This is a genomic window from Streptomyces sp. NPDC037401, assembly GCF_055602345.1.
The window spans coordinates 251,966-263,734 of the sequence record NZ_JBVJWO010000005.1 but is presented as its reverse complement, the minus strand read 5'-3'; the positions used below and the strand labels follow the sequence as shown (position 1 = coordinate 263,734).

Annotated in this window: 11 protein-coding genes; 5 read left to right on the top strand and 6 right to left on the bottom strand. The window is 70.8% G+C overall.

The features are described 5' to 3' along the window. Nucleotides 1–123: 123 nt before the first annotated feature. Nucleotides 124–1,353: a nucleotide sugar dehydrogenase gene (locus ACZ7H1_RS06955; protein WP_470784383.1), complete on the top strand. Its 1,230-nt coding sequence runs from the start codon at nucleotides 124–126 to the stop codon at nucleotides 1,351–1,353. Nucleotides 1,354–1,417: 64 nt separating this feature from the next. Here ACZ7H1_RS06955 and ACZ7H1_RS06950 read toward each other — a convergent pair whose 3' ends face one another. The 4 genes from ACZ7H1_RS06950 to ACZ7H1_RS06935 all read right to left on the bottom strand — a co-directional run bounded on the left by ACZ7H1_RS06950 (nucleotide 1,418) and on the right by ACZ7H1_RS06935 (nucleotide 5,920). After that, nucleotides 1,418–2,542, bottom strand: coding sequence for a GuaB3 family IMP dehydrogenase-related protein (locus ACZ7H1_RS06950; RefSeq protein WP_470784382.1), 1,125 nt, complete (start codon nucleotides 2,540–2,542; stop codon nucleotides 1,418–1,420). A 162-nt stretch (nucleotides 2,543–2,704) separates the two neighbouring features. Beyond that, complete coding sequence (guaB, locus tag ACZ7H1_RS06945; protein WP_470784380.1) at nucleotides 2,705–4,210, bottom strand: IMP dehydrogenase; 1,506 nt, start codon at nucleotides 4,208–4,210, stop codon at nucleotides 2,705–2,707. 123 nt (nucleotides 4,211–4,333) lie between these two features. After that, nucleotides 4,334–4,957: a sigma-70 family RNA polymerase sigma factor gene (locus ACZ7H1_RS06940; RefSeq protein WP_470784379.1), complete on the bottom strand. Its 624-nt coding sequence runs from the start codon at nucleotides 4,955–4,957 to the stop codon at nucleotides 4,334–4,336. A 351-nt stretch (nucleotides 4,958–5,308) separates the two neighbouring features. Next, nucleotides 5,309–5,920: a response regulator transcription factor gene (locus ACZ7H1_RS06935; protein WP_003948568.1), complete on the bottom strand. Its 612-nt coding sequence runs from the start codon at nucleotides 5,918–5,920 to the stop codon at nucleotides 5,309–5,311. Between the two features lie 379 nt (nucleotides 5,921–6,299). Here ACZ7H1_RS06935 and ACZ7H1_RS06930 point away from each other — a divergent pair, with 379 nt between their 5' ends. Beyond that, complete coding sequence (locus tag ACZ7H1_RS06930) at nucleotides 6,300–6,623, top strand: WhiB family transcriptional regulator (protein ID WP_470784377.1); 324 nt, start codon at nucleotides 6,300–6,302, stop codon at nucleotides 6,621–6,623. A 145-nt stretch (nucleotides 6,624–6,768) separates the two neighbouring features. Here the strand turns inward: ACZ7H1_RS06930 and ACZ7H1_RS06925 are convergent, their stop codons facing one another. Beyond that, nucleotides 6,769–7,665 carry a LysR family transcriptional regulator gene (locus tag ACZ7H1_RS06925; RefSeq protein ID WP_470784376.1) on the bottom strand — a complete coding sequence of 299 codons (897 nt, stop codon included), beginning with the start codon at nucleotides 7,663–7,665 and terminating at the stop codon, nucleotides 6,769–6,771. A gap of 80 nt (nucleotides 7,666–7,745) precedes the next feature. Here ACZ7H1_RS06925 and ACZ7H1_RS06920 point away from each other — a divergent pair, with 80 nt between their 5' ends. The 3 genes from ACZ7H1_RS06920 (at nucleotide 7,746) to ACZ7H1_RS06910 (ending at nucleotide 9,983) form a co-directional block, all read left to right on the top strand. Continuing rightward, on the top strand, nucleotides 7,746–8,429 hold the full coding sequence (locus tag ACZ7H1_RS06920) for an MOSC domain-containing protein (RefSeq protein ID WP_470784374.1): 684 nt from the start codon (nucleotides 7,746–7,748) through the stop codon (nucleotides 8,427–8,429). A gap of 25 nt (nucleotides 8,430–8,454) precedes the next feature. Further along, on the top strand, nucleotides 8,455–9,228 hold the full coding sequence (locus tag ACZ7H1_RS06915) for an SDR family NAD(P)-dependent oxidoreductase (protein ID WP_470784372.1): 774 nt from the start codon (nucleotides 8,455–8,457) through the stop codon (nucleotides 9,226–9,228). Nucleotides 9,229–9,290: 62 nt separating this feature from the next. Next, nucleotides 9,291–9,983: an ester cyclase gene (locus tag ACZ7H1_RS06910; RefSeq protein ID WP_470784370.1), complete on the top strand. Its 693-nt coding sequence runs from the start codon at nucleotides 9,291–9,293 to the stop codon at nucleotides 9,981–9,983. A gap of 75 nt (nucleotides 9,984–10,058) precedes the next feature. Here ACZ7H1_RS06910 and groL read toward each other — a convergent pair whose 3' ends face one another. Further along, nucleotides 10,059–11,690 (bottom strand): chaperonin GroEL, encoded by a 1,632-nt coding sequence (gene groL / locus ACZ7H1_RS06905; RefSeq protein WP_470784368.1) that lies wholly within the window; start codon nucleotides 11,688–11,690, stop codon nucleotides 10,059–10,061. Nucleotides 11,691–11,769: the final 79 nt, after the last annotated feature.

Here is an 11,769-nt window from a genome sequence, read left to right as displayed (position 1 = left end):
TGGCCGCCGTCCCACAATGCCGCAGATCGGTCATATATACGCCTAGTCTGACATAGCGCCAGGTTCTGTTTGCCCCGGACTTGCGCGCCCAGCCCTCTCCGGTTAGGGAAGGACGGCCACCCCGTGCCCGCAGACCTCGCCGTCATCGGCCTCGGCCATCTCGGCCTCCCCCTCGCGCAGGCCGCGGTCGCCGCCGGCGTCGAGACCGTCGGATACGACGCCGGCCCGGCGACCGACAGCCCGCTCACCGCCGCCGAGATCCGCCGCATGTCGGCGGCGGGCTTCCGCGTCACCACCAACCCCGCCGAACTGGGCCGGGTACGGACCGCCGTCATCTGCGCCCCCACCGCACTCGGCGCCGACCGCGCCCTGGACCTGTCCGCCGTCGGGGAGGCCGCCCGCGCCCTCGCCGCCCGGCTGCGCCCGCACACCACGGTCATCCTGGAATCGGCCGCTCACCCCGGCGTCACCGAGGACTACCTCCGCCCGATCCTCGAATCCGGCTCCCGGCTGCGCGCCGGTCAGGACTTCCACCTGGCCTACTCCCCCAGCCGCCTCGACCCGGGCAACCGCACCCACGGCTTCGCCAACACGCCCAAGGTGATCGGGGGCCTCACGCCCGCCTGCACGGAGTCCGCGGCCGCCTTCTACGCCCGCCTCACCGAGAAGGTGGTGCGCGCCCGCGGCCTGCGCGAGGCGGAGACGGTCCAGCTGCTCGAGACCACCTACCGGCACGTCAACATCGCCCTGGTCAACGAGATGGCCGTGCTCTGTCACGACCTCGGCGTGGACCTGTGGGACGTCATCCGCTGCGCGGAGACCAAGCCGTACGGCTTCCAGGCCTTCCGCCCCGGCCCCGGCGTCGGCGGCCACGGCGTCCCCCTGGACCCCAACTACCTCCCCCACGCCCCCCGGACCCCCGGCCACCCGCTGCGCATGATGGGCCTCGCCCAGGAGGTCAACAACCGCATGCCGCAGTACGTCATCCAGCGCTGCGCCACCCTGCTGAACGAGCACGGCAAATCCGCCCGCGGCGCCCGCGTCCTGCTGCTGGGCGTCACGTACAAGCCGGACCTCGCCGACCAGGAGGGCTCCCCCGCCCGCGAGATCGCCAGCCGCCTGCTCGACCTGGGCGCGCAGATCAGCTACCACGACCCCTACATCGCGGGATGGCGGGTGCGCGAACAGCCTGTCCCGCGCGCCGACTCCCTGTACGAGGCCGCCGCCAACGCCGACCTCACCATCCTGCTCCAGCACCACCGCACGTACGACCTCCAGGGCCTGGCCGTGAAGGCCCAGCTGCTGCTGGACACGCGCGGCGCCAGCCCCGCGGGCGCCGCCCACAGGCTGTGAACAACGCCGGAGGGCCGGCACCCCCCCGCGGGGATGCCGGCCCTCCTGTGCGTACGGCGCCGGGTCAGCGGCGGTGCTGCGAGTCCGCGACCGTGACCTCGACCCGCTGGAACTCCTTGAGCTCGCTGTAGCCGGTGGTGGCCATCGAGCGGCGCAGCGCGCCGAAGAGGTTCATCGAGCCGTCGGGCGTGTGCGACGGGCCGGTGAGGATCTCCTCGGTGGTGCCGACCGTGCCCAGGTCGACCTTCTTGCCGCGCGGCACGTCCTCGTGGACGGCCTCCATGCCCCAGTGGTTGCCCTTGCCGGGCGCGTCGGTGGCGCGCGCCAGCGGGGAGCCGATCATCACGGCGTCGGCGCCGCAGGCGACGGCCTTGGGGAGGTCGCCCGACCAGCCCACACCGCCGTCGGCGATGACGTGGACGTACCGGCCGCCGGACTCGTCCATGTAGTCGCGGCGGGCCGCGGCCACGTCCGCGACGGCGGTCGCCATCGGGACCTGGATGCCGAGGACGTTGCGGGTGGTGTGCGCGGCGCCGCCGCCGAAGCCCACCAGCACGCCGGCCGCGCCGGTGCGCATCAGGTGCAGCGCGGCGGTGTACGTGGCGCAGCCGCCGACGATGACCGGCACGTCGAGTTCGTAGATGAACTGCTTCAGGTTCAGCGGCTCGGCGGCGCCGGAGACGTGCTCGGCGGAGACGGTGGTGCCGCGGATGACGAAGATGTCGACGCCCGCGTCCACGACGGCCTTGGAGAACTCGGCCGTGCGCTGCGGGGAGAGCGCGGCGGCGGTGACGACGCCCGAGTCGCGCACCTCCTTGATGCGCCGGCGGATCAGGTCCGCCTGGATCGGGGCGGAGTAGATCTCCTGGAGGCGGCGGGTGGCGGCCTCCTCGGGCAGCTCCGCGATCTCGTCGAGCAGCGGCTGCGGGTCCTCGTAGCGGGTCCACAGGCCTTCGAGGTTGAGGACGCCGAGGCCGCCCAGCTCGCCGATGCGGATCGCGGTCTGCGGGGAGACGACCGAGTCCATGGGGGCGGCCAGGAACGGGAGCTCGAAGCGGTAGGCGTCGATCTGCCAGGCGATCGAGACCTCCTTGGGGTCTCGGGTGCGCCGGCTCGGGACGATGGCGATGTCGTCGAACGCGTACGCCCTGCGGCCGCGCTTGCCGCGCCCGATCTCGATCTCAGTCACGTGTGGTGGCCTTTCCCTCTTGGTCTGCCCGTCCAGTATCCCCGACCGCCGGGGCCCCGCGTTTCGGTGACCGCTGTACGGACGCACGTGTGAGGGGGCCGACCCGCCGGGCCGGCCCCCTCACACGTGGTTTCGTACGTACGCGCCGCGAACGGCCGCGGCTTACTTGTTGCGGCTGTAGTTCGGCGCCTCGACGGTCATCTGGATGTCGTGCGGGTGGCTCTCCTTGAGGCCCGCCGAGGTGATCCGGACGAACCGGCCGCGGTCCTGGAGCTCGGGGACGGTGCGGCCGCCGACGTAGAACATCGACTGGCGCAGACCGCCGACCAGCTGGTGGACCACCGCGGAGAGCGGGCCGCGGTAGGGCACCTGGCCCTCGATGCCCTCGGGGATGAGCTTGTCGTCGCCGCCCACGCCCTCCTGGAAGTAGCGGTCCTTGGAGAAGGACTTGCGGTCGCCGCGGGACTGCATCGCGCCCAGCGAGCCCATGCCGCGGTACGACTTGAACTGCTTGCCGTTGATGAAGAGCAGCTCGCCCGGGGACTCCTCGCAGCCCGCGAGCAGGGAGCCGAGCATCACGGTGTCGGCGCCGGCGACGAGCGCCTTGGCGATGTCACCGGAGTACTGGAGGCCGCCGTCGCCGATGACGGGGACGCCCGCGGCCTTCGCCGCGAGGGAGGCCTCGTAGATCGCGGTGACCTGCGGGACGCCGATGCCGGCGACCACGCGGGTGGTGCAGATGGAGCCGGGGCCGACGCCGACCTTGATGCCGTCGCAGCCGGCGTCGATCAGCGCCTGGGCACCGTCGCGGGTGGCGACGTTCCCGCCGATGACGTCGACGGAGGAGTTCGACTTGATCTTGGCGACCATGTCGCCGACCAGGCGGGAGTGGCCGTGCGCGGTGTCGACGACGATGAAGTCGACGCCGACCTCGATGAGCGCCTGGGCGCGCTCGTACGCATCGCCGGCGACGCCGACCGCGGCGCCGACCAGCAGGCGGCCGTCCTTGTCCTTGGCGGCGTTCGGGTACTTCTCGGCCTTGACGAAGTCCTTGACCGTGATGAGGCCCTTGAGGGTGCCCGCGTCGTCGACCAGCGGCAGCTTCTCGATCTTGTGGCGGCGCAGCAGCTCCATGGCGTCCACGCCGGAGATGCCGACCTTGCCGGTGACCAGCGGCATCGGGGTCATGACCTCGCGCACCTGGCGGCTGCGGTCCGACTCGAAGGCCATGTCGCGGTTGGTGACGATGCCGAGCAGCTTGCCGGCCGGGTCGGTGACCGGGACGCCGGAGATGCGGAACTTGGCGCACAGCTCGTCGGCCTCGCGCAGCGTCGCGTCCGGGTGCACCGTGATGGGGTCGGTGACCATGCCGGACTCGGAGCGCTTGACCAGGTCCACCTGGTTGGCCTGGTCGGCGATGGAGAGGTTGCGGTGCAGCACGCCCACGCCGCCCTGGCGGGCCATCGCGATGGCCATGCGGGCCTCGGTGACCTTGTCCATCGCGGCGGACAGCAGCGGGATGTTGACCCGGACGTTCCTCGAGATGAGGGAGGAGGTGTCGATCTCGTCCGGTGCCATGTCGGACGAGCCCGGCAGCAGCAGGACGTCGTCGTAGGTCAGCCCGAGAGTGGCGAATTTGTCGGGCACTCCGTCAGCGTTGACAGTCATGACACCTTCCCAGATGGTCTTGCTCAGCGCAGGTGTCCATGCTAACGGGATCCCACCGCGTCTCATTCCACGACGAAGATCGACCGGGATTTTCGTCGTTTCCTACGAGTTTACGGGGCGGTGCTACTGCTCTGCCAGAGCGCGGAGGCGACTCAGCGCACGGTGCTGCGCGACCCGCACGGCACCCGGCGACATCCCCAGCATCTGCCCGGTCTCCTCCGCCGTCAGCCCGACGGCCACGCGCAGCACGAGCAGCTCGCGCTGGTTCTCGGGGAGGTTCGCCAGGAGCTTCTTGGCCCAGGCGGCGTCGCTGCTCAGCAGCGCCCGCTCCTCGGGCCCCAGCGAGTCGTCCGGCCGCTCCGGCATCTCGTCCGACGGGACGGCCGTGCTGCCGGGGTGGCGCATGGCCGCCCGCTGCAGGTCGGCGACCTTGTGGGCGGCGATGGCGAAGACGAAGGCCTCGAACGGCCGGCCCGTGTCGCGGTACCGGGGCAGGGCCATCAGGACGGCGACGCAGACTTCCTGCGCGAGGTCCTCGACGAAGTGGCGGGCGTCCCCGGGGAGCCGGGAGAGCCGCGTGCGGCAGTAGCGCAGGGCCAGCGGGTGGACGTGGGCGAGCAGATCGTGCGTGGCCTGCTCGTCCCCCTCGACCGCGCGGCGGACCAGGGCCCCGACCGCGCCGGTGTTCTGGGGGGACCCCGAGGGGCCCGTGGCCGTGGGTGACCCCAGGGCCTCGTCGTCGCGCATCAATCCATGGTGCCTTGACGCGGGAGGTTCCGTGGCACCGTGGTCCGGGTTGTGCACCGAAGCGTTATGAGCGGGCGCGCCGGAACTCATCGTCAACGCCCTCCCCTCCCGCTCGGTCGAATGGTCCCCGAAGCAGCGGCGCCTGAATCCTGAAATCCGGACCGCTCCCCGAGGGTTTCCACTCTCAAGGATGCGGCATCGCGCACGAAGCGACACGTCCCCTGGATTCTGCCCCGCCAACCCCCTCGCGCACACCGGGTAGGACAAGACTGGTGCGACTGCCCGAAGTCGCGGGCATGCGCACGGTACGCCGCCCCGTCCGCCCGGCGGCGGACGGGGACCGCCACGCGATCAGCGGACCAGGCCCCAGCGGAACCCCAGCGCCACGGCGTGCGCCCGGTCGGACGCGCCCAGCTTCTTGAAGAGCCTGCGGGCGTGCGTCTTGACGGTGTCCTCGGAGAGGAAGAGCTCACGCCCGATCTCGGCGTTCGAGCGGCCGTGGCTCATGCCCTCCAGCACCTGGATCTCGCGCGCGGTGAGCGTGGGAGCGGCACCCATCTCGGCCGAGCGCAGCCGCCGCGGGGCGAGCCGCCAGGTCGGGTCGGCCAGCGCCTGGGTCACGGTCGCCCGCAGCTCGGCGCGCGAGGCGTCCTTGTGCAGGTAGCCGCGGGCACCGGCGGCGACCGCGAGCGCGACCCCGTCGAGGTCCTCGGCCACGGTCAGCATGATGATGCGGGCGCCCGGATCGGCCGAGAGCAGCCGGCGCACGGTCTCGACACCCCCGAGTCCGGGCATCCGCACGTCCATCAGAATCAGGTCGGAGCGGTCGGCACCCCAGCGGCGGAGGACTTCCTCGCCGTTGGCGGCCGTCGTCACACGCTCGACGCCGGGCACGGTCGCAACCGCGCGGCGGAGCGCCTCTCGGGCAAGCGGGGAGTCGTCGCAGACGAGGACGGATGTCATGGCCGCCCTCCGCAGCTGCTGATGCGCGTCACCTTGAGCCTCCAGGCTGGTACGTATCGTCACCTGAGCGGTCGATGCCCTCGGACACCTGTCCGGGAACTTCTTCCTTCAACCGCCTTCGCACTCTCAACGATGGTCACTCGAAAGAGTTACGGGTCGGACGGACACCTTCGGCACTCTACGTGAGGAAGCCGACACGACACGGGCACCACAAGCCAACTGTCCTCCGTCTGGAGGTATGCCCTATTTGGCGGCTTTCCTTCCGTTTGGTGTGTGTCTGAGGCTAGATTCCCAATGAGTCATATTTACATCTACTCAGATAGTAGATGTTGAGACTTGGACCGTATCCGCCTCAGTACCGGCTTCAAGAGGACTACCCATGGCAGATTTCTCCCGCCTCCCCGGACCGAACGCCGACCTCTGGGACTGGCAGCTGCTGGCCGCCTGCCGGGGCGTCGACAGCTCCCTCTTCTTCCACCCGGAAGGCGAGCGGGGTGCGGCCCGGAGCGCGCGCGAGGCCTCGGCTAAAGAGGTCTGCATGCGATGCCCGGTGCGCGCCGAGTGCGCCGCGCACGCTCTCGCCGTACGCGAGCCCTACGGGGTCTGGGGAGGCCTGACCGAGGACGAGCGCGAGGAACTGATGGGCCGCGCCCGCCACCGCCTGATCTCCGCCTCCGGCGCCAGCGGAACCGCCACTCACTGAACCAGTGTTCGAAAGGCACTGAAGGAACGTTTCTTCAAAGACGAGCCGCTCTCGACGAACCGCTCTCGAACCGCTCTCGACGAACCACTGCGCGACCGGGAGGGTCCGCGGCACGCCCGCGCGTGTCGCGCCGGGCCGCCGCCCGCTAGCGGGCGGCGGCCTTCTCCAGCTGGTCGAGCGTCGCGGCGACCGCGGGGACGCGGGCCAGGTCGGGCAGGGTCAGTGCGACGACCTCGCGCTGCACGGCGGGTTCGACCGCCACGGTCCGCGCCCCCTTGGTCCGCACGGACTCGACGGCCAGCTCGGGCAGGACGGCCACGCCGAGTCCGGCGCCGACCAGGCCGACCACGGCCGGGTAGTCGTCGGTGGCGAAGTCGATGCGCGGCGTGAAGCCCGCCTCCTCGCACACGTCCACCAGGTGGCGGCGGCAGCGGGGGCAGCCCGCGATCCAGGGCTCGCCGGCCAGTTCGGCGATCCCGACCCGGTCCGCCCCGGCGAGCCGGTGCCCGTCGGGCACCAGGCCCACCAGCTTGTCGGTCAGCAGCGGCCGGACCACCAGGTCCGCCCACTCCGCCGGATCCGCCGCGCCGGTGTAGCGGAAGGCCAGGGTCACGTCGCAGTCGCCCTCGCGCAGCATCTCCACCGAGCGCGGGGGCTCCGCCTCCACCAGCGAGATGCGCGTACCGGGGTGCTGCTCGCGCATCGCGGCCAGCGCGGTCGGCACGAGGGTGGAGCTGCCGCTGGGGAAGGAGACGAGCCGGACCCGCCCGGCGCGCAGGCCGGCGATCGCGGCGACCTCCTCCTCCGCGGCGGTCAGCCCGGCCAGGATGCCGGCGGCGTGCCGGACCAGGGCCTCGCCGGCCTGGGTCAGCCGCATCTCGCGGCCGGTCCGGATCAGCAGCGGCGTGCCGGCCGACTGCTCCAGCGCCTTCATCTGCTGGCTGACGGCGGGCTGGGTGCAGCCGAGCTCGCGGGCGGCGGCGGAGAAGGACCCGGTGGCGGCCACGGCGCGCAGTACTCGGAGGTGGCGTGCTTCGATCACCCTTCGAGCATAAGCCCACCTTTGATGAGCGCGCCAATGTCATCTGGCGCCTTTGAGGCGTGACGGGTTACCGTGCCGCCATGCACCTCATCTCCGTGAACCTGGGCCGGGCGACCGCCGCCGACTACACCGACGCGGCCGTCGGAGCGACCGGAATCGGCAAGCGGCCGGTCCCCGGCCCCGTCCGGGTCAGCGCCCCCGGCCCGAAGGGGACCGGCGGCAGCGGGCTGGAGGGGGACGCGATCTGCGACCGCCGCCACCACGGCGGCGACCACCAGGCGGTATACGCCTACGCGCGCGAGGACCTCGACTGGTGGGAGCGGGAGCTGGGCCGCGAACTGCCCGGCGGGATCTTCGGCGAGAACTTCACCACCTCCGGGATCGACGTCAACGCCGCCCGGATCGGGGAGCGCTGGCGGGTCGGCCGGGGCCTGGTCCTGGAGGTGGCCTCCGCGCGGATCCCCTGCCGCACCTTCCAGGGCGTCCTGGGCGAGGCGGGCTGGGTCAAGCGGTTCACGCGCGAGGCTCGGCCGGGTGCGTACCTGCGGGTGATCGAGGAGGGGGAGGTCTCCCCGGGCGATCCGGTCGAGGTCCTGCACCGCCCCGACCACGAGGTGACGGTGGCCTTCCTGTTCCGCGCGTACACCACGGAGCGGGAGCTGCTGCCGCGCATCCTGGCGGCGGGCGCGGCGCTGGAACCGGAAGCGCGGGCGAAGGCCGAGAAGGCCGGGAGCGCCGGGAACCACCGCGGCGCGCGGAACTGACACCGGGTACGGCTAGGTTGCCCGTATGACGACTGCTCTGATTACGGGTTCCACGGCGGGCATCGGCGCCGCCTTCGCACGGCTGCTGGCCGCCCAGGGGAACAACCTCGTCCTCGTGGCCCGCGACACCAAGCGGCTGCGCGAGCAGGCGACCGAGCTCCACGACCGCCACGGGGTCGAGGCCGAGGTGCTCGCCGCGGACCTGTCCGCGGAAGAGGGCATCGCGGCGGTCGAGACCCGGCTCGCGGACCGCCGGGACCCGGTGGACCTGCTGGTCAACAACGCCGGCTTCGGCAACAAGGGCCGGTACCTCGAAGTCTCCATGGCCGACGAGCTGACCATGTTGAAGGTGCACGTGGAGGCGGTGCTGCGGCTGACCTCGGCCGCCTCGGAGAGCATGCGGGTACGCGGGCGCGGCGGCATCGTCAACGTCGCCTCGGTGGCGGCCTTCGTACCGCGCGGTACGTACGGCGCGAGCAAGGCGTGGGTCGTGCAGTTCACCCAGGGCGCGGCGAGGGACCTCGCCGGCTCCGGGGTCCGGCTGATGGCGCTGTGCCCCGGGTTCGTGCGTACGGAATTCCACGAGCGGGCCGGCATGGGGACCGACAACATCCCCAACTGGATGTGGCTGGACGCGGACAAGCTGGTCGCCGCCGCCCTGGCCGACCTGGCGCGCGGCAAGACGGTCTCGATCCCGGACCCGCGGTACAAGGCGCTGATGGGTGTCGTGAAGCTGACTCCGCGCGGGCTGCTGGGCGGGGTGTCCTCGCGCACGGGCCGCAAGTACGGACCGTCCTAGAACCAGCCGGTATCACCCGAAATCACTAGAATGGACGTGTCCTTTCGAGCCCGGGAGACGCCATGACATTCGTACAAATAATCGATTACCGAACCCGGCGGGCCGACGACCTCAACCAGTTGCTGGACCGGTACGTCAGCCAGAGCCAGGGCAAGCGCACGGTGACCCACAGCATCGTCGGCAGGGACCGCGAGGCCGAGGACCACTACGTGGACGTGGTCGAATTCCCGTCGTACGAAGACGCCATGAAGAACTCTCATCTCCCGGAGACGGACACGATGTTCCAGGAGATGGTGGCGCTCTGCGAGGGAATGCCCACCTTCACCAACCTGGACGTCGTCCGCGACGAGCACCTCAACAAGCTCATGGTGGACAGGATGTTCGACGAGGTCGCCACCCAGGGGAAGTACGACGTCATCGACGAGGTCTTCGCGCCCGGGTACATCGACCACGACATCATGAAGGAAGCGGAGAGCGTCACCGGCCGGGACGTCATCAAGGAGGACGTGAAGGGCTGGCGGGACGCCTTCGACTTCAGCTTCACCAAGGACGCGCAGGTCGCCGAAGGCGACTACGTCACCACGCTGTGGACCTGGACCGGCATGCACAAGGGCGAGTTCCAGGGCATGGCCCCGACGGGCAAGACGTGCACGATGACCGGCAGCACGACCTTCCGCTGCGAGGACGGCATGATCGCCGAGGGCTGGTGGCACTTCGACGCCATGGGCCTCATGCGCCAGCTGGGCGCCATGTAACGCGGGAAGGCCCCCGCCCCTCCGCGCGAAGCGGACGGGACGGGGGCCTTTCGCGTGTGTCAGCCCGACCGGAGGTCAGTGGCTGTGGCCGTGGCCGTGGCCGTGACCGTGGCCGTCGCCCTCTTCCTCGGCCGGCTTCTCGACGACCAGGGTCTCGGTCGTGAGCAGCAGGGAGGCGATGGAGGCGGCGTTCTCCAGGGCGGAGCGGGTGACCTTGACCGGGTCGATGACGCCGGCCTTCACCAGGTCGCCGTACTCGCCGGTGGCGGCGTTGAAGCCCTGGCCCTTGTCGAGCTCGGCGACCTTCGAGGTGATGACGTAGCCCTCGAGGCCGGCGTTCTCGGCGATCCAGCGCAGCGGCTCGACGGCGGCGCGGCGGACGACCGCCACACCGGTGGCCTCGTCGCCGGTCTTGCCGAGGTTGCCCTCGAGGACCTTGACGGCGTGGACCAGAGCGGAGCCACCACCGGAGACGATGCCCTCCTCGACCGCGGCGCGGGTCGCGGAGATGGCGTCCTCCAGACGGTGCTTCTTCTCCTTCAGCTCCACCTCGGTGGCGGCGCCGACCTTGATGACGCAGACGCCGCCGGCGAGCTTCGCCAGGCGCTCCTGCAGCTTCTCGCGGTCCCAGTCGGAGTCCGTGGACTCGATCTCGGCCTTGATCTGGTTGACGCGGCCGACGACCTCGTCGTGGCTGCCGCCACCGTCGACGATGGTCGTGTCGTCCTTGGAGACGGTCACGCGGCGGGCGGAGCCCAGCACGTCCAGACCGGCCTGGTCGAGCTTGAGGCCGACCTCCTCGGCGATGACGGTGGCACCGGTGAGGGTGGCCATGTCCTGCAGCATCGCCTTGCGGCGGTCACCGAAGCCGGGCGCCTTGACGGCGACGGCGTTGAAGGTGCCACGGATCTTGTTGACGACGAGGGTGGAGAGCGCCTCGCCCTCGACGTCTTCGGCGATGATCAGCAGCGGCTTGGAGCCACCCGCCTGGATGACCTTCTCCAGCAGCGGCAGGAGGTCCTGGATGGAGGAGATCTTGCCCTGGTTGATCAGGATGTACGGGTCGTCGAGGACGGCCTCCATACGCTCCTGGTCGGAGACCATGTACGGCGAGAGGTAGCCCTTGTCGAAGGCCATGCCCTCGGTGAACTCCAGCTCCAGGCCGAAGGTGTTGGACTCCTCGACGGTGATGACACCGTCCTTGCCGACCTTGTCCATCGCCTCGGCGATGAGCTCGCCGACCTGCTGGTCCTGCGCGGAGAGCGCGGCCACGGCGGCGATGTCGGACTTGTCCTCGATCGGACGGGCGGTCGCGAGGAGCTCGTCGGAGACGGCCTTGACCGCGGCGTCGATGCCCTTCTTCAGGGCGGCCGGGGACGCGCCGGCGGCGACGTTGCGCAGACCCTCGCGGACCAGCGCCTGCGCCAGCACGGTGGCGGTGGTGGTGCCGTCACCCGCGATGTCGTTGGTCTTGGTCGCCACCTCCTTCACCAGCTGCGCGCCCAGGTTCTCGTACGGGTCGTCCAGCTCGACCTCGCGGGCGATGGTGACACCGTCGTTGGTGATGGTGGGGGCGCCGAACTTCTTGTCGATGACGACGTTGCGGCCCTTGGGGCCGATCGTCACCTTGACCGTGTCGGCAAGCTTGTTGACGCCGCGCTCGAGGGCGCGACGGGCGTCCTCGTCGAACTTCAGGATCTTCGCCATGGGAGCGGTTCAGCCCTCTCGAAAACTCGTCTTAACGAACTGCGCCCCTCGCCGCCCGGCAATCAGCGGGGTGACCAGG